The 19,039-nt window shown below is 67.6% G+C and carries 16 protein-coding genes; 6 read left to right on the top strand and 10 right to left on the bottom strand.

The window, feature by feature from the left end:
• The first annotated feature begins 66 nt into the window (after positions 1-66).
• From Tchl_RS15005 to Tchl_RS14995, 3 genes are all read left to right on the top strand, one after another.
• Positions 67-1,545: an NYN domain-containing protein gene (locus Tchl_RS15005; RefSeq protein ID WP_075149106.1), complete on the top strand. Its 1,479-nt coding sequence runs from the start codon at positions 67-69 to the stop codon at positions 1,543-1,545.
• A complete protein-coding gene (ugpQ, locus tag Tchl_RS15000) occupies positions 1,542-2,330 on the top strand; it encodes a glycerophosphodiester phosphodiesterase (protein ID WP_075149105.1) in 789 nt (262 codons plus the stop codon). The genes Tchl_RS15005 and ugpQ overlap by 4 nt, the downstream gene beginning before the upstream one ends.
• A gap of 159 nt (positions 2,331-2,489) precedes the next feature.
• The gene (locus Tchl_RS14995; RefSeq protein WP_075149104.1) at positions 2,490-3,695 is read left to right on the top strand and encodes a lytic murein transglycosylase; all 1,206 of its coding nucleotides are present in this window, start codon (positions 2,490-2,492) and stop codon (positions 3,693-3,695) included.
• Between the two features lie 97 nt (positions 3,696-3,792).
• On the opposite strand, the gene Tchl_RS14990 is transcribed toward Tchl_RS14995, so the two are convergent.
• A complete protein-coding gene (locus tag Tchl_RS14990) occupies positions 3,793-4,566 on the bottom strand; it encodes a GntR family transcriptional regulator (RefSeq protein WP_232311601.1) in 774 nt (257 codons plus the stop codon).
• Positions 4,567-4,995: 429 nt separating this feature from the next.
• Between Tchl_RS14990 and Tchl_RS14985 the strand changes: the two genes are divergently transcribed.
• From Tchl_RS14985 to Tchl_RS14975, 3 genes are read left to right on the top strand one after another with little or no spacing between them, the layout of a single operon-like run.
• Entirely contained in the window at positions 4,996-5,832 is an 837-nt protein-coding gene (locus Tchl_RS14985) for a (Fe-S)-binding protein (RefSeq protein ID WP_075149758.1), read from the top strand.
• Positions 5,829-7,268 (top strand): LutB/LldF family L-lactate oxidation iron-sulfur protein, encoded by a 1,440-nt coding sequence (locus tag Tchl_RS14980; RefSeq protein ID WP_075149103.1) that lies wholly within the window; start codon positions 5,829-5,831, stop codon positions 7,266-7,268. The genes Tchl_RS14985 and Tchl_RS14980 overlap by 4 nt, the downstream gene beginning before the upstream one ends.
• 7 nt (positions 7,269-7,275) lie before the next feature.
• On the top strand, positions 7,276-7,947 hold the full coding sequence (locus Tchl_RS14975; RefSeq protein WP_075149102.1) for a LutC/YkgG family protein: 672 nt from the start codon (positions 7,276-7,278) through the stop codon (positions 7,945-7,947).
• Positions 7,948-8,038: 91 nt separating this feature from the next.
• Here the strand turns inward: Tchl_RS14975 and Tchl_RS14970 are convergent, their stop codons facing one another.
• The 9 genes from Tchl_RS14970 to Tchl_RS14930 all read right to left on the bottom strand — a co-directional run bounded on the left by Tchl_RS14970 (position 8,039) and on the right by Tchl_RS14930 (position 18,995).
• The gene (locus Tchl_RS14970) at positions 8,039-10,771 is read right to left on the bottom strand and encodes a bifunctional acetate--CoA ligase family protein/GNAT family N-acetyltransferase (protein ID WP_075149101.1); all 2,733 of its coding nucleotides are present in this window, start codon (positions 10,769-10,771) and stop codon (positions 8,039-8,041) included.
• Positions 10,772-10,920: 149 nt separating this feature from the next.
• On the bottom strand, positions 10,921-11,376 hold the full coding sequence (locus Tchl_RS14965) for an acyl-CoA thioesterase (protein ID WP_075149100.1): 456 nt from the start codon (positions 11,374-11,376) through the stop codon (positions 10,921-10,923).
• 153 nt (positions 11,377-11,529) lie between these two features.
• A complete protein-coding gene (locus Tchl_RS14960; RefSeq protein WP_075149099.1) occupies positions 11,530-12,564 on the bottom strand; it encodes a TRAP transporter substrate-binding protein in 1,035 nt (344 codons plus the stop codon).
• A 147-nt stretch (positions 12,565-12,711) separates the two neighbouring features.
• Positions 12,712-13,482, bottom strand: coding sequence for an enoyl-CoA hydratase (locus tag Tchl_RS14955; RefSeq protein ID WP_075149098.1), 771 nt, complete (start codon positions 13,480-13,482; stop codon positions 12,712-12,714).
• Between the two features lie 82 nt (positions 13,483-13,564).
• The gene (locus Tchl_RS14950; protein WP_083945251.1) at positions 13,565-15,133 is read right to left on the bottom strand and encodes a benzoate-CoA ligase family protein; all 1,569 of its coding nucleotides are present in this window, start codon (positions 15,131-15,133) and stop codon (positions 13,565-13,567) included.
• Positions 15,134-15,292: 159 nt separating this feature from the next.
• Positions 15,293-16,459, bottom strand: coding sequence for an acyl-CoA dehydrogenase family protein (locus Tchl_RS14945; protein ID WP_075149096.1), 1,167 nt, complete (start codon positions 16,457-16,459; stop codon positions 15,293-15,295).
• A gap of 64 nt (positions 16,460-16,523) precedes the next feature.
• On the bottom strand, positions 16,524-17,306 hold the full coding sequence (locus tag Tchl_RS14940) for an SDR family NAD(P)-dependent oxidoreductase (protein ID WP_075149095.1): 783 nt from the start codon (positions 17,304-17,306) through the stop codon (positions 16,524-16,526).
• Between the two features lie 72 nt (positions 17,307-17,378).
• Complete coding sequence (locus tag Tchl_RS14935) at positions 17,379-18,197, bottom strand: enoyl-CoA hydratase family protein (RefSeq protein ID WP_075149094.1); 819 nt, start codon at positions 18,195-18,197, stop codon at positions 17,379-17,381.
• A gap of 48 nt (positions 18,198-18,245) precedes the next feature.
• Positions 18,246-18,995 carry an SDR family NAD(P)-dependent oxidoreductase gene (locus Tchl_RS14930; protein ID WP_075149093.1) on the bottom strand — a complete coding sequence of 250 codons (750 nt, stop codon included), beginning with the start codon at positions 18,993-18,995 and terminating at the stop codon, positions 18,246-18,248.
• Positions 18,996-19,039: the final 44 nt, after the last annotated feature.

The following is a 19,039-nucleotide window of genomic DNA, read 5'->3' as shown; positions in this document are numbered from 1 at the left end:
GTCGCGCGCTGGTGCCGGCGCCACGCAGGCCTTAACATCGGCGCCTGACCAGACGCGGAGAATTTCATGGCCTCATCCCCCGACAGCATCAGCATGGCGCTGTTCTGCGACTTCGAAAACGTCGCCCTCGGCGTGCGCGACGCCAACTACGAGAAGTTCGACATCAAGCGCGTGCTCGAGCGCCTGCTGCTGAAGGGCAGCATCGTGGTCAAGAAGGCCTATTGCGACTGGGAGCGCTACAAGAGCTTCAAGGCTGCGATGCACGAGGCCAACTTCGAGCTGATCGAGATCCCCCACGTGCGCCAGTCGGGCAAGAACTCCGCCGACATCCGCCTCGTCGTCGATGCGCTCGACCTGTGCTACACCAAGTCCCACGTCGATACTTTCGTCATCATCAGCGGCGACTCCGACTTCTCCCCGCTGGTGTCCAAGCTGCGCGAGAACGCGAAGCAGGTGATCGGTGTCGGGGTCAAGCAATCGACCTCCGACCTGCTGATCGCCAACTGCGACGAGTTCATCTTTTACGACGATCTCGTGCGCGACAGCCAGCGTGCCGCGGCCAAGCGCGAGGCGCGCGACAACGTTCCGGCGGCCCGGCGCTCGCCGGAAGAGGAGGCGCGGCGCAAGGAAGAACTGGAAGGGCGCCGCCGCCAGGCGATCGATATCGCGGTGGAAACCTTCGAAGCCCTGCTCGCCGAGCGCGGCGAAAGCGGCAAGATCTGGGCCTCGATGCTGAAGGAAGCGATCAAGCGCCGCAAACCGGATTTCAACGAGAGCTATTTCGGCTTCCGCGCCTTCGGCAACCTGCTCGAGGAAGCGCAGACGCGCGGTCTGCTCGAGCTCGGGCGCGACGAGAAGTCCGGCACCTATGTCGCCCGGCCGAGCCATGGCGGGAGCGCGGCGAGCGAGCATCCGCTTGCGTTCGCCGCGCTCGAGCCGGTTGTGGTCGAGCAGGCCGCGGCGGGTGCCGCCGAGCCCGCGGCGGTGGCCGAACCCGCGGCGCGCCCGGCGAAAACGCAGGGCCGTTCTTCGCGTCGGCGTGGCGGCGGCAAGGCGGCGGGGGAAAGCGAGCGTGCCGCCGAGACCGCGCCGGAGCCGCCGCTGCATGGCGGGGAAGAGCGTCGGGAAACCGCCGAAGCAGCCGCGCTGGCGGCGGCCTCCGAGGCGGGAGCGGGGGGGGAGGGCGCGGCGCCGGCCCAGGGCCAGCCCCGTGCCGACAAGGGCAAGCCGAAGCGTGCCCGGGCGCGGTCCGAGTCCACCCCGCCGCCGCTCGAGGAAGGCCAGAAAACGGATTCCCGGCGCGGCAGCGCCAAGGGGAAAACGGCAAAGGCCGCCGCCGCACCGAAAGCAGCCCGTGCACGTGCCGAATCCGCTCCGGGCGCGGGCACGGCGGAGCGCTCCGGCATCGACCGTGATCGCCCCGCCGTAGAAAGCGCGCCGCGCGACTCCGCACCGCCGGAGCCGGCAGCCGAACCGCCGGCACCGGCCAAGGCGCCGCCCCGCGCCCGCCGCCCGCGCAAATCGAAGGAAGAAAGCGCTGGATGAGCCTCGCCGGCGCCGGCTTTCCCGGGCCCGTCCCGCCTCCTGCGCCAGGGGACTGGCCCTATCCGCGCTGGATCGCCCATCGCGGCGCCGGCACGCTGGCACCCGAGAACACCCTGGCCGCGTTTGCGCTCGGCCATGCGCACGGCTACCGGATGTTCGAGTGCGATGTGCGCCTGAGCGCGGACGGACAGCCTTTCCTGCTCCATGACGACCGCCTCGAGCGCACCACCGAAGGGCAGGGCGAGGCCGTCGACCAGCGCTGGGCGGAGCTGGCCCGGCTCGATGCCGGAAGCTGGCATTCGCCACGTTATGCCGGGGAACGGCTGCCGTCGCTGGCCGACGTGGTCGAGTTCTGCCGCCAGCAGGAGTGCGCGCTGAACGTGGAGTTGAAGCCGGCTCCCGGCGACGAGGCGCGCACCGGGCGGGAGGTGGCCGCCGCGCTGACCCGCTCATGGACCCGGGCGTTGCCGCCGCTGCTCAGCTCCTTCAGCGTGGCTGCGCTCGAGGCCGCGGCCGGCGTTGCGCCGCAGCTTCCCCGCGGCTTGCTGCTCGAAGCTTTTTCGGACGAAGGGCTCGGCCTCGCGCGTCGTCTCGGCTGCGTCGCACTGATTTGTGAGCAGCGCGCCTGGGACGGATCTACCGTCCGTCAGGCCCGCGCAGCTGGTTTGAGGCTCCTGGCCTACACGGTCAATGAGGATGGGGACGCGGCCCGGCTGCTGGCCCTGGGGTTGGATGGGCTGATCACCGACCGGATCGACCATTTTCCTCCTTGCCCGGTGGCCTGACGGAAGCGTTTTCAGCGTCTGGAAGGCGGGATTGCCGGTGCGCTGACGGCCGCGATAGACTGCGCGGCCAGGGTCCAGGCTGCCGAACCGTGGCTTCTGCGGCGGACCGCCACTTTTCCATCACCGGAGCTGGAACCGATGTCGTCTGTTGGGTTTCCGATGCGCCGCACGGCACTTTCTGCGCTCGTTTCGTGCGCCCTCCTGCAGGTCCCCGCCGTGGCGCTGGCCGCCGATGCGGCATTTGCCGCCTGCCTCGCCGGGCTGCGCGCAGAGGCGGTGGAAAAAGGCGTCGCTGTGGCGACCTTCGATGCGCATACGGCCGGCCTCGTCCCCGACATAGAAGTGGTCGGTTTTCTCGATGCCCAGCCCGAGTTCGTCACCCCGATCTGGGACTACATGGCCGGGCTGGTGGACGCGGAACGCATCGCCGACGGTCGTGCCTTGCTGTCGCAGTGGGCGCCGGTGCTGGCCCGGGTCGAGGCCGAATACGCGGTCGATGCGGCCACCGTGGTTGCGGTCTGGGGAGTGGAAAGCAATTACGGGCGCAACTTCGGCGAGCGGCCGCTGCTGGGCTCGCTGTCCACCCTGTCCTGCTTCGGCCGCCGCCAGGCTTTTTTCCGCGGCGAGTTCTTTACCGCGCTGAAAATCCTGGAGGAGGGACATGTCGCGCCCGAACGCCTGGCCGGATCGTGGGCGGGCGCCTTCGGCCACACCCAGTTCATGCCATCGACGTTCATGCGCCTGGCGGTCGATTTCGACGGTGACGGCCGTCGCGACCTGATCGACAGCGTGCCCGACGCGCTCGCCTCCACCGCCCATTTCCTCGCCCGTGCCGGCTGGCGCAGCGGCCAGCCGTGGGGCTTCGAGGTCCGCCTGCCGCGAGGCCTCGACACCGCCGGCAGTGGGCGGCGCAACAAGCGGCCGATGGCGGAGTGGCGCGCGCGCGGCCTGACCCGGAGCGACGGCTCGGCGCTGCCCGCCGGTGATCTCGCCGCTGGGCTGCTGCTGCCGGCGGGGCGGGAAGGGCCGGCCTTCCTGGTGACGCGCAACTTCGACGCGCTGTATTCCTACAATGCCGCGGAAAGCTATGCCCTGGCGATCGCCCACCTGTCCGACCGGCTGCGCGGTGGCGCGGCTTTCGCCGCGCCGTGGCCGACCGATGACCCCGGTTTGTCGCGCGCCGAGCGCCGCGAACTGCAGCTGCTGCTGATCGCCCGCGGCCACGACATCGGCGCGGCCGACGGCATGATCGGTGCGCGCACGCGCGAAGCGCTCCGGCGCGTTCAGGCCGAGCTGGGGCTGTCTGTCGATGGCCGCGCTGGTCAGCGCGTGCTGAACGTGCTGCGCGCAGCGGCCGCACGCTGACGCCCGGGACGGGCACCGAACCCGATCGCGCGCCGTCAGGCGCCTCCACGACGCCGGCCGGCCCATCGGCGGGCGCGGCGTTCGCCGCACAGCGGGTTCAGGCCGGGGCGCGCCGGCGCTGCGCACGCTCGACCCGCCGGGCCTCGTCCTGCGCCTCGGCGAGCACCTGCTGGACATAGTCCAGATGCTCGCTGGCGAGGCGGCGGGCGTCCTCCGCCCGTCCTTCCATGATCGCGGTGTACAGCGCCTGGTGCTGGGCGAGCAGGGTGTCGCGGACCTCGCTGCCGATCGTGTACATGCCGCCGATGTTGGTCACGACGTTGCGCTCGAGCAGCTCGAACAGGCTGCGGATGGTGTGCAGCAGAACGGCGTTGTGGCTGGCTTCGGCGATCGCGAGGTGGAAGTGGGCGTCGATCCGGCCTTCTTCCGCGCGGCTGATCCGGCCCTGGCGCTGGTAGCACGCCTGCACACGTTCGAAGGCGGCGGTGAGCCGTTCCCGGTCCGGCGCGGTGGCGCGCAGCGCCGCATAATAGGCGCAGGCGCCTTCCAGAGTGTGGCGGAATTCGAGCAGGTCGCGCTGGGCGTCGGGGTTGCGTTCGAGCAACTCCACCATCGGGTCGCGGAACGAGGCCCCGAGCTGGTCGCTGACGAAGGTGCCGCCGCCGTGGCGACTGACCAGCAGGCCACGCGCGGCCAGTTTCTGGATCGCCTCGCGCAGCGACGGCCGGGAGATGCCGAACTCCTCGGCCAGGGCGCGCTCGGCCGGCAGGCGTTCGCCCGGCTGCAGGCTGCCTTCCAGGATCAGGGTCTCGATGCGCGCGACGATGTCGTCGGACAGGCGGCGTTGTTGCAGGGGAGGGGGCTTCATCATGATGACGGATTCCGGTTCGGGAAAACCGCTCTTCGTGGGCGGCGGGATGGGGCGACGGCGTGCTCCTTCCGTGGGAGTCCCGGGCGTTTTGATGGAGACGCCGATTGGGACGCGGATTGACCCCCCGATTGACACACCGCCAAACCCTCATTAGTCTAACTCGAGTTCTGGTTAAGTGGTAATACCAATATTGGTCGATCTGGCGAGGCAGCCCGACAAGGACGGTCCGATCCGCCGGTTGTGCTTCCCCGCCTGCCCCATCGCCATGGTCCGCGCCCGGATGCTGCTGAGCGGGTGCGTGGCGCCGCTTGCGATCCGTGCGCCGGGCGTCGCGGATCCGTGGCGGGTGTGCTGAATATCAGTGTTATCAGCAGTCGCGGCCGGGCTGCGGCTGCTGCAGAATGAACAAAACCTTCGGAGAAGATGCGCATGAGCCACTCCCCCTTCGCCGCACCCAACGCCACCCGCGTGGCACCGCCGCCGGCGCCGCCGCGCAGTTACCCGGCGAAACCGTCCGATGCGTACCTGTTCGGCACTTGCGTGCTCGACCTGTTCTTTCCGGATGCGGGCATGGACGCGATCCGCTTGCTCGAGCGCGAGGGCATCAAGGTCCATTTTCCGCAGGCCCAGAGCTGCTGCGGCCAGCCTGCTTACACGTCGGGCTACACCGACGAGGCGCGTGCCGTGGCGCGTGCGCAGCTCGCCCTGTTCGACGGCGACTGGCCGGTGGTGGTGCCCTCGGGCTCGTGTGCCGGCATGTTCCGCCATCATTACTTCGAGTTGTTCAAGGATGAGCCGGAAACCTTGCCGCAGGTCGCCGCGCTGGCCGAACGCACCTACGAACTGGCCGAGTTCCTGCTGAACGTGTGCCGGGTGCAGCTGCGCGACAGCGGTGCGCCGGTGAAAGTGGCGTTGCATACCTCCTGTTCGGCGCGGCGCGAGATGAACACTCACGAGCACGGCCGCGCACTGCTCGCCCAGCTGGCCGGCGTGGAGCGGGTCGAGCATGACCACGAGAGCGAATGCTGCGGCTTCGGCGGCGCGTTCAGCGTGCGCATGCCCGATATTTCCGGGGCGATGGTGCGCGACAAGACCGCCGCGCTGAATGGCTCGGGTGCTGCCGCAGTGGTGAGCGCCGACTGTGGTTGCCTGCTCAACATCAACGGTGCGTTCGAGAAGCAGGGCGACACCCTGCGCGGCGAGCACCTGGCCAGTTTCCTGCTGCGCCGCACGGCGGGCAAGGCCGCGCAGGGGGCGGGGAAATGAGCGCCGCCGCCGGACAAGCGGGAGCCCCGATCGCCTTCAAGCGCAACGCCCGCGAAGCGCTGGGCGATGCCCAGCTGCGGCGCAACTTCCGCGGTGCGATGGACTCGCTGATGGCCAAGCGCCTGGTTCAGTTTCCCGATGGCGACGAACTCGAGCGCCTGCGCGCCTTCGGCAACCGGGTGCGGGCGCGGGCGCTGTCGAAACTGCCCGAACTGCTCGAGCGCCTCGAGGCCAGGCTGACGCGCAACGGCGTCAAGGTGCACTGGGCGGAAACGGTGGACGAGGCCAATGCCATCGTCCAGCGCATCGCCGAGGCCCATGCGGCGAAAAAGGTGATCAAGGGCAAGTCGATGGTCAGCGAGGAAATGGAGATGAACCATTTTCTCGCCGCACGCGGTGTCGACTGCCTGGAGTCGGACATGGGCGAGTTCATCGTCCAGCTGCGCGAGGAGAAGCCCTCGCACATCATCATGCCGGCGATCCACCTCAATGCCGGGCAGGTCGCCAAGCTGTTCCACGACAAGCTCGACGTGGACTACACCGAAGATGTCGACCGCCTGATCCGGATTGGGCGCGAGACCTTGCGGCGCAAGTTCTTCGAGGCCGACATCGGCGTTTCCGGGGTGAACTTCGCCATCGCCGAAACCGGCTCCCTGCTGCTGGTGGAAAATGAGGGCAACGGCCGGATGTCGACGACGGTGCCGCCGGTGCATATTGCGGTGACCGGGATCGAGAAAGTGGTCGAGAACCTGCGCGACGTGGTGCCGCTGCTGTCGCTGCTGACGCGCTCGGCGACCGGCCAGGCGATCACCACCTATGTGAACGTGATCTCCGGCCCGCGCAAGGCCGAGGAACTCGACGGCCCCCGCGAAGTGCACCTGGTACTGCTCGACAACGGCCGCAGCCAGGCCTTCGCCGACAGCGAGCTGCGCCAGACGCTGAACTGCATCCGCTGCGGCGCCTGCATGAACCACTGCCCGGTGTATACCCGCATCGGCGGCCACGCCTACGGCACGGTGTATCCGGGGCCGATCGGCAAGATCGTTACCCCCCATATGCTCGGCCTGGAGGTTACCCGCGATCTGCCCACGGCGTCGTCGATGTGCGGCGCCTGCGGCGAAGTCTGTCCGGTGAAGATCCCGATTCCCGCCTTGCTCCGCCGCCTGCGCGAGGAGGCGGTACGGCCGCCGCAGGCCGAGCCGCACTTCATGCGCGGTCAGGGGGCGAAGTATTCAGCCAAGGAATCCATGGTGTGGAAAGCCTGGCGCAAGATGAACACTTCGCCCGTGCTGTACAAGGCGTTCACCTACGCCGGCACCCGTTTCCGTGGCCTGATGCCGGCCAGGATCGGCCCCTGGACCGAGCACCGCAGCGCGCCCCGGCTCGCTCCGCGCACGCTGCACGAACTCGCCCACGACCATCTCGGTGACAAATGAGGACTGAATGAACGCCAGGGACAGGATTCTCGCCAGGCTGCGCACCAGCCTGGAAGGTACGACGGCGCTTGCCGACGACTATGACGAGGCGCTGGTGACCGAGCCGTGGCGCTATGCGCCCGAGCGGCGGATCGCCCGCCTGCGTGAAATGCTCGAGGCTGTGCACGGCGAGACCTTGCTCACCACCGCCGCGCAATGGCCGGCGCGGGTGCTCGAAGCGCTCGCCGTGCGCGCCATCGAAGAGCTGCTGGTGGCACCGGAAAGCGCTCATGGGCGGCAGCTCGCCGCCCATCTCGCCGCTGCCGGCGGCACGCTGCGCCTGAAGGCCTATGACCGTCCGGTCGAGGCGTGGAAGGACGAGCTGTTCTTTCACACCCCGGCCAGCCTCACCGGCACCCTCGGCGCCATCGCTGCCACCGGCAGCCTGGTGCTGTGGCCGACGCCGCAGGAGCCCCGCCTGATGAGTCTGGTACCGCCCTTGCATATCGCCCTGCTGAAGGCGAGCGAAGTCCATGACAACCTGTACGAAGCGATGCGTGCACAGGGCTGGGCGGAGGGGCTGCCGACCAATGCGCTGCTGGTTTCCGGTCCGTCGAAGACGGCCGACATCCAGCAGACCCTGGCCTATGGCGCGCACGGACCGAAGGAGTTGCTCGTGCTGATCCTCGAGGACGCCTGAGGCGGAGGGCGTTTGCGTCCGTTCAGCCGCCGGGGGGCGGCGCCTGGCGCAACCGCAGTGGGTCGTGCCCCATGCCGGGGCGGCGGCGTGCTCATTCGGCTCCGGTCGGGGGCGCGGATGATGCGCTTCCGGCCGGCTGCAGGTCGAGTTCGGCCCGCACGATGCCCGACTCGCCCGAGGGCACGAAGCGGAATTCGAGGAACTGCAGCAGCTTCAACATCGGCTCGTTTTCCGACATCACATCGCCGACGAAGCGGCGGATGCCGCGCTGGCGGGCGTAGTTCATCAGCTTGTTCATCAGCAGCGTGGCGAGGCGCTGGCGCTTGATGTCGGAGCGGATGACAAGGGCGAACTCGGCGGTGTCGTTGTCCGGATCGGCGACCGCGCGCGCCACGCCGAGCGTTTCCGGCTTGCCGTCGGCATCGATCGCGCTGGCGATGAAGGCCATTTCGCGGTCATAGTCGATCTGGGTGAGGCGTGCCATTTCGCGGCGCGGAAACTTCGGGATGTAGTGGAAGAAGCGGTAGGTGAAGTCCTGCCGCGTCAGCCGCGAGAGGAAATCGTAGTGGGCCGGCTCGTCCTCGGGGCGGATCGGGCGCAGCAGGATTTCGCGCCCATCGCGCAGCAGCGCTTTTTCTTCCAGCGCCTTCGGGTAGGGCTGGATGGCGAGGCGGTATTCCTGGCGCGGCTCGGTCGACAGGCGGATGTGGGCGTCGATCGCCTGCACGCCTTTTTCATCGGCGAACAGGGGGTTGATGTCGAGCTCGGCGATTTCCGGCAGGTCGACGACGATCTGCGACACCTTGGTCAGGGTCAGCGCGATCGCGTCGCGGTCGGCCGCCGGTAGATGCGGGCGCGCGTCGAGCAGGGCGGCGGCCTTGGTGCGGTCGATGAGGTCGTGGGCGAGCGGCAGGTTCAGCGGCGGCAGGCCGACGCCGAGGCCGCGGTAGATTTCGAGCGCGCGGCCGCCTTCGCCGAACAGGATCAGCGGCCCGAACAAGGCGTCGGTGGTGACGCCGATGAGCAACTGCCGGGCATGGCCGCGCAGCACCATGCGCTGCACGGTGAAGCCGCCGATGGTGGCGTCAGGGTGGGTGCTGCCGACGCGCGCCAACATGCCGTGGGCGGCGGCCTCGACCGCCTCGGCGGTTTCCAGGTTCAAGGCGATGCCACCGACATCCCATTTGCGGCGGATGTCGCGCGACATCACGGTGAGCGCGACCGGCAGGCCGATACGCTCGGCGATCCGCCCGGCCTCTTCCGGAGTCGCGGCGAGATGGGTCTGCACCACCGGGATGCCGTAGGCTTCGAGGATGGCCTTGGAGTCGGCCTCGCTCAGGCTGGTGCAGCCGGCATCGAGCGCGGCCCGGATCACGCCGCGGGCGCGGGCGACGTCGGGCCTGAACTCGACCGGCTCGGATGGCGGCACCTGGGTCAGCACTTCCGAGGCGATGCGGTGGTTGAACATGTGGAGGAAGGCGCTCGCCGCATGTTCGGGGGTGTCGAAGGTGGCGATGCCGGCATCGACGAACAGCCGGCGCTCCTCGGCGACACTTTCGTCGCCGACCCAGCAGGTCATGACGTTGCCGCCAATCTCGCGCACGGTCTTGATCACGCTGTGCGCCACGTCCATGCTCTTGCTCAGCGCATTGGGCGTGTGCATCAGCAGCACGGCGTCGCCGTCCTGCTCTTCCTGCAGCACCTTGAGCACTTCCTCGTAGCGCGAGGGTGCGGAGTCGACCTTGATCTCGATCGGATTCTGCCCGTCCCAGTCCGGCGACAGGATCCGGCGCAGGCGGGTTACGGTCTGTTCCTTCAGGGGCGGCATCATGTAGCCGCTCAGATAGAGGCTGTCCTCGACCATGACCCCGGCGCCGCCGCCGTTGCTGACCGCCACCAGGCGATTGCCGCGCAGGGGGCGGGAGCGGAGCACGGTTTCGACCGCGCCGAACATTTCGTCGAGGTGATCGACGCGCAGGATGCCGGCCCGCCGCAACACGGCGTCATGAACGTCGTCGCTGCTGACGAGGTTGGGGACGTCGAGGAACAGGGGGTCGGAGACACCGAGCAGACGATTGTTGGGCGAGCGTCCGGCCTTGATCGCGACCACCGGCTTGTTGCGCGCGGCGGCGCGGGCCGCGGCCATGAAGCTGCGGCGCTCGTGGATCGATTCGATGTAGAGCAGGATCGCGCGGGTATCGGAGTCGCTGCCGAGAAAGTCGAGCACTTCGCCGAAGCCGATGTCGAGGCCGTCGCCCAGCGACACGAAATAGGACAGGCCGACTTTCTTGCGCAAGGCCCAGTCGAGCACCATGGTGCCGACCGCGTCGCGCTGCGACACGAAGGCGAGCTTGCCGGGCTGGACCTGGATCTGGGAGAAGGTCGCGTTCAGCCCCAGCCCGGGCACCAGGATGCCGAGCGTGCTGCCGCCGAGCAGGCGGATGCCGTGACGCCGGGTGGCCTCGAGGATCGCCGCCGAGACTGGGCGGCCGTCGGCGCCGATCGTCGTCGCCAGCTGGTTGGCCATGACGATGACCGCGCGCGTGCCGCGCCGGCCGAGTTGCTCGATCAGCTCCGGGATGACCTTGGGCGGGGTGCAGATGATCGCGAGGTCGGGCGTCTGCGGCAGGGCGGCGACGTTGGGGTAGGTGAGGACGCCGGCCACCGATTCGTACTTCGGATTGACTGGCATGATCGGGCCGGCGAAGGTGCCTGCCAGCAGGTTGCGCATCAGTACGTTGCCCATGCGCCGGTGGCGCACGGTGGCACCGATCACGGCGATGGAACGCGGATTGAACAGGCTTTGGAGGTGTCGGAAACTCATGGCCCGCGACCGAGGATTCAGATGAAATACCAGTGTAATGCACTCGGCGGCATCTGTGAGCGGTTTGCCGGTGGGCTGGCCGGCGACACACCTGGTGAACGGTTCGCGGATTTTCGGGACGGGGTTGGGCCGGGCGGCCCCGCCCCGTTTCAGGCCTGCTGTGTTTCGAGCAGGTCTACGCCGTCGGCGGCGAGGAAGCGGCGCAGCTGGTTGCGCAGCGCCGGCGGGATGGTGATGCCGTGCAGGCCGTCGAGTCCGGCGACCACGCGCACCAGGATGGCGCGCATCCGCACCTGTTCGCCGACCCTGCCTTCGACCATGAGCGTAAACGACTTGTTGCCGAGGCGGGTGACGAGCAGGCTCAGGCACAGGATGTCGCCGATCTTGCTCGGAGCGATGAAGTCGACCTCGATACGTGCTGCGGGGACGCCGATGCGCTCGTTCATGTGCAGGTCGGCGAAGCTCATGTCCATGCCTTCGATGAACCAGTCCTCGATCAGCTCGTCGATGATGACCAGGTATTCGGGGTAAAAGACGATGCCGGCGGGGTCGCAGTGGTGGAAGCGGATCAGGTGGTTTTTTTCGAACGCGGTGTTGGGGTGCATTGGAAGAGTCTTGTTGTGGTTGGAGGGAATCCGCCGCGGCGGGGCCGTGCGGGATGAGGGGGTGAAAAAGGGCGGCCCCGGGGTACGGGGCCGCCCCGCGGGCATCGCCGAGCGGGCTCATGCCGGCAATGCCGGGGCTGCGGTGCGCAGCGCTTATTGTGCCCGATGTTTTTCGAGCAGACTGCGTGCTTCGTCCAGCATGGCCTGGCCTGGATAGCCCTTGGCCGTTACTTCTGCGACCCATTCCGCCGCAATCTTATCGCCGATGGTGCGCCACTTGGTGGTTTCCGATGCGGGGATGGTATTGAACTGATTGCCGTTCTTGACCGCGACTTCGCGTGAAGTAGTGGCCGATTCGTCCCACGCGCGGCCCAGGCGAGCCGAAAGTTCAATCCCCGAGTTGGCGTCGATGACCCGCTTCAGATCGGCCGGCAGGCTGTCGTACTTGGCCTTGTTCATCGCCATCACGAATACTGCCGAGTACAGTGCCGGTTCGGTCGCAGCCGTCTCGGAATGATAGCGGGTCAGCTCGTGCAGCTTCATCGTCGGAACGATTTCCCACGGCAGAAGATAGCCGTCGATGACGCCTTTGGAGACCGCCTCGACCACCGCCGGCATCGGCATGCCGACCGGTGAGGCGCCCATCTCGGCCAGCATCTTGTTGGTCAGACGGGTCGGCGCGCGCACCTTCAGGCCTTTGAAATCGTCCATCGTCTGGATCGGCCGCTTGCTGTTGTGGGCCTGTCCATTGTCATGGACATGGAAGGCCAGCGGCTTGACCTGGGCAAAGTCCTTTTGCCCATATTTTTCATAGTATTCCCACAGCGCCCGGCTGGTCGTTTCCGCCTTGTGGGACATGAAGGGCAGTTCGAACACTTCGACCGAGGGGAAGCGGCCCGAATTGTAGCCGGGCAGGGTCCAGCCGATGTCGGCAATGCCGTCGGCGACTTGCTGGAACACCTGGGTCGGGGTGCCGCCGATCTGCATCGCCGGGTAGATCTGGCACTTCATGCGGTTGTTCGACTCGGCTGCAATCTTGTCGCACCAGGGCACCAGCTGCTGGTGTCCGAGCGCAGTCGTCGGCCACATGTGTGACACTTTCAAGATAACTTCCTGGGCCGTCGCCGTCGTCGTGAATAGCGCTGCTGCTGTCGTGACCAGCGCTGCGCTCAGGTGCTTTCCTTTCATGCTTCGCTTCTCCTCACATGCGCCACTTGGTGTGATGGCAGGGCGGGTTCCCGTGGCTGTGACCCGTCCTGGAATGGCCGGTTTTTCGACCGGCATTTCTTTTTTGATGGTACAGCAATGCAGCGCCAGGGTCGGCGGAAACGAAGCTCAGCCGCCGCGGAACACCGGGGGACGTTTTTCCAGGAATGCGTGCATCCCTTCTTTCTGGTCCGCGCTCGCGAACAGCAGCTGGAACGCCTTGCGCTCGAGCATCAGGGCGGTGTCGAGCGAGGCGTCCTGGCCGGCGAGGAGGACCTCCTTGATCTGTGCGATCGCCAGCGGAGGCAGGGTGGCGATGTGGCGGGCCAGCTCGAGCGCGCGCGCCTGCACCGCGTCGTCGGCCACCACCTCGCTGGCCAGGCCCATCGTCAGGGCTTCGCGCGCGCTCACCGGGAGGCCGGTGAGGACCATTTTCATCGCCTGGAACTTGCCCACGGCGCGGGTCAGGCGCTGGGTGCCGCCGGCGCCGGGCATGATCCCGACCTTGACTTCGGGCTGGCAGAAGCTCGCGCCTTCTCCGGCGATGATGATGTCGGCGTGCATCGCGAGTTCGCAGCCGCCGCCCCAGGCATAGCCGTTGACCGCGGCGATGACCGGTTTCGGGCAGGCCGCGATGGCCTGCCACAGGCGCTGGGTCTGACGCAGCATGATCTCGATCGCGCCGGCATCGGCCATCGCGCGGATGTCGGCGCCGGCGGCGAAGCAGCGCTCGCCGCCGGTGAGGACGATACAGCGCACTTCAGCCGCCTGGCCGAGGTGGTCGAAGTGTTCGGCCAGTGCGCTGCGGATTTCCTGGTTGAGGGCGTTGCGGGCGTCGGGGCGGTTCAGGCGGACGACGGCGACATCGGGTGTCGGCTGCTCGACCAGTACTACGCTCATGAGGGACTCCTGAAGCAAGATAGGGCGAAAAACCGGCAGACGTGAATCAATCTGCCGCGCACGGGGATTGCTTCACCCTTGTTCAGAGGGTCGCCTGCAGCATGTCGCGCAGCCGATATTTCTGCACCTTGCCGGTGGCCGTGCGTGGCAGCTCTTCGAGGAACTGGACCGTGCGTGGACACTTGTAGATCGACAGCGTGCTGCGCAGGGTCGTCATCACCGCTTCGCTCAGCTTCTGCTGGCTCGCCGACGGATCCTCGGGGACGACGAACAGGGTCAGCCGGGTCAGACCGTCGTCGTTGGGAACGGCGACGACCACCGCTTCGGCGATGCCCGGCACGGCCGATGCGCAGCTTTCGATTTCCCCCGGGCTGACCCATTGGCCGGAAATCTTGAGCATGTCGTCGGCACGGCCGCTGTGGTACCAGAACCCGTCGGCGTCGAAGCTGAACATGTCGCCCGGGTAGTACCAGCCGTCGCGGAGGGCTTTGTCGGTGGTCTCGGGGAGCTTCCAGTAGCCGACGAACTGCGATGCCATGCGGATGGCGATCAGGCCCGGCGTGTCGGGGGTGGTGATCTCTTTGCCAGACTCGTCGAGCAAGCGGACTTCCGCCCAGGGGACGCGCTTGCCGCAGGAGCCGATGCGGTACGCATCGGGGCGGGCGCACAGGAACAGGAATACGGTTTCCGAGGCGCCGATGCCTTCGGTGATGGGGATGCCGAAAGTGTCGAGCCATTGCTGGCCGATATTCTCCGGCAGTTTTTCCCCGGCCGAGACGAAGTGGCGGATGTCGCGCATGGCTGCCGATTCACCCGCCCCCTCGCGCAGCAGGTTGCGGTACATCACCGGGGTGCTGAACAGGATCGTCGGCCGGTGGCGCGCAGCGGTGGCCATGACGCGCTCGGCATCGGGCCATCCGGGGGCGACGATGACGGTGGCGCCACACTGCAGGCCGCCCATCAGGGAATGGCCGAGCGACCAGCCGAAGAACATCTTCGAGGTGGTGAATACCCGGTCGCCGGGCTGGATGCCGAAATACTCGCGTTCCAGACGGTCGGCGATCAGCACCGAACGATGGGCGTGCATGACCGCTTTCGGGCGCCCGGTGGTGCCGGACGAATACAGCCAGTAGGCGACGTCGTCCGGCGCGACCTGGACGGACTCCAGGGTGGCGGCCTGGCCATCGAGGAAGCGCTCGAAGGCGATGGCCGGAGCGGGGGCTTCGTCGCCGCGGACCACGACCTGCGGCGGCTGCTCGAGCTCGCTGGCGATCTGCTGGTAGAGGTGGAGGAACTCGGCGTCGACATAGAGCAGGCGGCAGGCGCTGTCCTGGATCACGTAGAGGACGTCACGCGGGGCGAGGCGTACGTTGAGCGCGACCCCGACCGCACCGATGCGCAGCGTGCCCAGGTAGGCCGCAACCAGTTCGGGAGAGTCGTCCATCAGGAAGAGGACGCGATCGCCCTTGCCGACGCCATGGGCGCGGAGGGCGTTGCCGTGACGGTTGGTCGCGGCGTTGAGCTCGCGGTAGCTGATCGAGCGCTCTGCGCACAGCATCGCGGTTTGTTCACCGAGGCCCTGCGCCAGGGGGCGGCCGATGATCTCGTCGGCGGCGTTCATGCTTTGTTGCGGCTGCAGTTGTTCAGACATCGTGCTTGCTCCGAATCGCGGTAAATCGCCCCGCAGGGGCAGATGGGGCGGCATGGGGAACCGGGCGTGCAGTTGACGCTGGGGCACGATCGGGTCCGCTGGCCGGCATCGATGATCCGACCGGACCGCTCGCTTCGGCGGGCGGCCCGGCAGGTCTGCTCAGCTGTCCTCGTAGGCGGTGAGGGTCTGGCGGGCGATGATCAGCTGCTGCACCTCGGTTGCCCCTTCGTAGATGCGCAGGGCGCGGATTTCGCGGTACAGGAGTTCGACCGGGTGGTTGCTGACCACCCCGCAACCGCCCCAGATCTGGACTGCGGAGTCGATCACCTGCTGGGCGCTTTCGGTCGCCGTCATCTTCGCCATCGCCGCCTCGCGGGTTACCTTGTGGCCCTGGTCGCGGCGCCAGGCGGCGCGGTAGGTGAGCAGGGCGGAAATGTCCACGCTGGTCGCCATCTGCGCGAGCTTGACCTGGGTGATCTGGAAGTCGGCGAGTTTTTGCTGGAACATCTCGCGGGTGGTGGCGCGGCGCAGCGCCTCGTCCAGGGCACGGCGCGAAAAGCCGAGCGCGGCCGCGGCGACCGACGTGCGGAAGATGTCGAGCGTCTGCATCGCCACCTTGAAGCCGAGGCCGGGAGTGCCGAGCATGGCCGACTTGTGCACCCGGCAATCGGTAAAGCGCAGGCGGGCCAGAGGGTGGGGGGCGATCACTTCGATGCGCTCGGCGATTTCCAGCCCCGGGGTGTCGGCATCGACGATGAATGCGGACAGGCCGCGTGCGCCGGGCGCTTCGCCGGTGCGGGCGAACACGACGTAGAAGTCGGCGATGCCGCCGTTGGAGATCCAGCTCTTCTCGCCGTCGAGGACGTAATACTCGCCGTCCAGGCGCGCGCTGCAAGCCATCGCCGCGACATCGGAGCCGGAGCCCGGCTCGGACAGGGCGAAAGCGGCAAGGGCCTGGCCGCTGGCGACGCGGGGCAGATATTCGCGCTTCTGGGCGTCGCTGCCGTGCAAGGTGATCGCTCCCGAGCCCAGGCCTTGCATGCCGAAGGCGAAGTCGGCGAGGCCCGAGTGCCGAGCCAGGGTTTCGCGCAGCAGGCAGATCGAGCGCGTATCGATGGTTTCGTGCTCGCCGCCGTAGGCGGTGCCGCCGACGCAGTAGCGCAGCCAGCCGGCGGCGCCGAGCTTGGCGACCAGCTCGCGGCAGGCGGAGTCGAGCTCACCGTGGTGCTCGCTGATGTTGTTCGTGGCCCAGCTGTCGAGCTCGGCTTCCAGCTTGCGGTGGCGATCTTCGAAGAAAGGCCACTCGAGATAGGATTTTTCGCTCACTGCACGCTCCACTTGCTTGTTGAGTCATCGGCCGCACTCAATGCGGCCGGTATATCCGGTCAGGTCACATCACTTCGCCGCCGGCGACCGAGATCGACTGGCCGGTGATCGCCTCCGAGCCCGGCAGGCACAGCCAGAGGACCGCGTTGGCGACCTCCTGGGGCCGGACCAGGCGGCCCTGGGGGTTGAAGCGGGTCAGTTCGGCCAGCGCTTCGGCCTCGCTGCGCCCGGTTTTGGCCTGAATGTTCGAGACCGAGTCGCGGACGATGTCGGTGTCGGTATAGCCGGGGCAGACGGCATTGACGGTGACGTTCTTCCGCGCCGTCTCCAGGGCCAGGGCCCGGGTCAGGCCGATCACGCCGTGTTTGGCGGCACAGTAGGCACTGACGTAAGGGTAGCCTTTCTGTCCCGCGGTGCTGGTGATGTTGATCACGCGCCCCCAGCCGGCGGCGAGCATTCCGGGCAGGACCGCCCGGGTGCCGAGAAAGACGCCGGTCAGATTGACGTCGAGCATCTGTTGCCAGAGTGCGGGGTCGGTCTTCACGAACGGCGCACTGAGCGCCTGGCCGGCGTTGTTGACCAGGATGTCGACCGGGCCGAGGCGTGCCTGCGCTGCGGCAAAGGCGGCTGCGACCGAATCGGCCTGGGCGACGTCGACGGCTTCGCAGTGCACCTGGCTGAACGCACGTAGTTCTTCTGCCTGCTGTTCCAGCCGGGGCAGGGTTCGTCCCATCAGGGTGACGGCGGCGCCCTGTTCCGCCAGGCTGTGGGCGATGGCCGCACCGATCCCACGGCCGCCACCGGTGATCACCGCGTGTTTTCCGGAAAGTGCGCGACTATGCGTCATCGGCAGGAGTCCTTGGCAGGGTTGGAGGGCGGCAGGCGGACGCAGTGCAGGATGCGCCCGCCGTGCCTGGCTTCAGTCGCCTTCGAAAACCGGCTTCTGCTTGGCCACGAAGGCGTTGTAGGCGCGGGTGAAGTCCTGCGTCTGCATGCAGATGGCCTGGGCTTCGGCTTCCGTCTCGAGCGCCTGCTCGATGCTCATGTCCCATTCCTGGTGCAGGCACTTCTTGGTCATGGCATGGGCGAAGGCCGGGCCGTTGGCCAGCGACAGGGCCATTTCCTGGGCCTTGGCGAGGACCTGGTCGGGGGCGACGAGGTCGTTGAAATAGCCCCACGCCTGACCTTCCTGGGCGCTCATGACGCGGCCGGTGTACAGCAGTTCGGAGGCGCGGCCATGGCCGATGATGCGCGGCAGGATCGCGCACGCACCCATGTCGCAGCCAGCGAGGCCGACGCGCACGAACAGGAACGCGGTCTTGGCGTCGGGCGTGGCGTAGCGCATGTCGGAGGCCATCGACACGATCGCTCCGGCGCCGGCGCAGATGCCGTCGATGGCGGAGATGATCGGCTGCGGGCAGGTGCGCATTTCCTTCACCAGGTTTCCGGTCATGCGGGTGAAGGTGAGCAGCCCGTTCATGTCCATCTTGGTGAGCGGGCCGATGATGTCGTGCACGTCGCCGCCGGAGCAGAAGTTGCCGCCGGCACCGGTGATCACGATCGAGCGCACGTCATCGACGTACTGGAACTTGTGGAAGGTGTCGCGCAGTTCGGCGTAGCTTTCGAACGTGAGCGGATTCTTGCGGTCGGGGCGGTTCAGGGTGATGGTGGCGACGCGGTTGGCGACTTCGAGCTTGAAGTGTTCGGGGTGCCAGTCGGCGGCTTTCAGCTTGTACATTGCAGTCTCCGGGATGTGAGTCGGGTTGATTGTGTTCGGGCCGCGGCCTCAGCCAACCATGGTCATGCCGCCGCTGACGCTCAGCACCTGGCCGGTGATGAAATCGGAGTCGCTGCTGGCGAAGAACAGCACCGCATCGGCGATTTCGGACGGCTTGCCGAGGCGGCGCATCGGCGTCGCCTTGACGAAGGCTTCCTGGTGCTTTTCAGGCACGGCGGCGAGCAGCGGGGTGTCGGTGGGGCCGGGGCAGATGCTGTTGACGTTGATCTTGTAGCGCGCCATCTCGCGGGCCAGCGCCTTGCCGAAGGCGATCGCACCGCCCTTGGCGCCCGAATACACCGTTTCGCCGGTGCTGCCGACACGGCCGGCGTCGCTCGCCACGGTGATGACCTTGCCGCCCCGGCCGCGGGCGATCATGCCACCCAGGAAGGCGTGGGTGACGGCGACCGGCCCGAGCAGGTTGAGGTCGATGACCTTGCGCCAGAAATCGGGACTGTTTTCCATGAAGGGCTGGATCTTCCCCCAGCCGGCGACGTTGACCACGATGTCGACTTCCAGCCCGTGCTCTTCCACGGTCTTGGCGAACACCCCAATCGAATCGAGGCTGGTGGCATCGAGCGGGAAATAGTCGGCCTTGCGCCCGCTTTCGCGGATGGCTGCAGCGACGGCTGCGCCTTTTTCCTGGTCGAGGTCGCCGATCACTACGTGTGCGCCGGCCGCAGCCAGCGTTTCGGCCGTCGCCCGACCAATACCGGACGCGCCGCCGGTGACAACTGCCGTTTTGCCCTCAAGTCGCATTTTGTTCAAACCTCCGGATTGGGATCATTGATTTCGCCCGGCGA

The organism is Thauera chlorobenzoica (assembly GCF_001922305.1).
GTDB lineage: Bacteria > Pseudomonadota > Gammaproteobacteria > Burkholderiales > Rhodocyclaceae > Thauera > Thauera chlorobenzoica.
Note: the sequence above shows the minus strand (reverse complement) of the source record. Positions and strands in the feature narration are given on the sequence as shown.

What these genes read in the sequence shown, in the direction of transcription:
- Tchl_RS15005 (WP_075149106.1), top strand. Translation starts at nt 67, where the DNA reads ATGGCCTCATCCCCCGACAGCATCAGCATGGCGCTGTTCTGCGACTTC.
- ugpQ (WP_075149105.1), top strand. Translation starts at nt 1,542, where the DNA reads ATGAGCCTCGCCGGCGCCGGCTTTCCCGGGCCCGTCCCGCCTCCTGCG.
- Tchl_RS14995 (WP_075149104.1), top strand. Translation starts at nt 2,490, where the DNA reads ATGCGCCGCACGGCACTTTCTGCGCTCGTTTCGTGCGCCCTCCTGCAG.
- Tchl_RS14990 (WP_232311601.1), bottom strand. Translation starts at nt 4,566, where the DNA reads ATGATGAAGCCCCCTCCCCTGCAACAACGCCGCCTGTCCGACGACATC.
- Tchl_RS14985 (WP_075149758.1), top strand. Translation starts at nt 4,996, where the DNA reads ATGAGCCACTCCCCCTTCGCCGCACCCAACGCCACCCGCGTGGCACCG.
- Tchl_RS14980 (WP_075149103.1), top strand. Translation starts at nt 5,829, where the DNA reads ATGAGCGCCGCCGCCGGACAAGCGGGAGCCCCGATCGCCTTCAAGCGC.
- Tchl_RS14975 (WP_075149102.1), top strand. Translation starts at nt 7,276, where the DNA reads ATGAACGCCAGGGACAGGATTCTCGCCAGGCTGCGCACCAGCCTGGAA.
- Tchl_RS14970 (WP_075149101.1), bottom strand. Translation starts at nt 10,771, where the DNA reads ATGAGTTTCCGACACCTCCAAAGCCTGTTCAATCCGCGTTCCATCGCC.
- Tchl_RS14965 (WP_075149100.1), bottom strand. Translation starts at nt 11,376, where the DNA reads ATGCACCCCAACACCGCGTTCGAAAAAAACCACCTGATCCGCTTCCAC.
- Tchl_RS14960 (WP_075149099.1), bottom strand. Translation starts at nt 12,564, where the DNA reads ATGAAAGGAAAGCACCTGAGCGCAGCGCTGGTCACGACAGCAGCAGCG.
- Tchl_RS14955 (WP_075149098.1), bottom strand. Translation starts at nt 13,482, where the DNA reads ATGAGCGTAGTACTGGTCGAGCAGCCGACACCCGATGTCGCCGTCGTC.
- Tchl_RS14950 (WP_083945251.1), bottom strand. Translation starts at nt 15,133, where the DNA reads ATGTCTGAACAACTGCAGCCGCAACAAAGCATGAACGCCGCCGACGAG.
- Tchl_RS14940 (WP_075149095.1), bottom strand. Translation starts at nt 17,306, where the DNA reads ATGACGCATAGTCGCGCACTTTCCGGAAAACACGCGGTGATCACCGGT.
- Tchl_RS14935 (WP_075149094.1), bottom strand. Translation starts at nt 18,197, where the DNA reads ATGTACAAGCTGAAAGCCGCCGACTGGCACCCCGAACACTTCAAGCTC.
- Tchl_RS14930 (WP_075149093.1), bottom strand. Translation starts at nt 18,995, where the DNA reads ATGCGACTTGAGGGCAAAACGGCAGTTGTCACCGGCGGCGCGTCCGGT.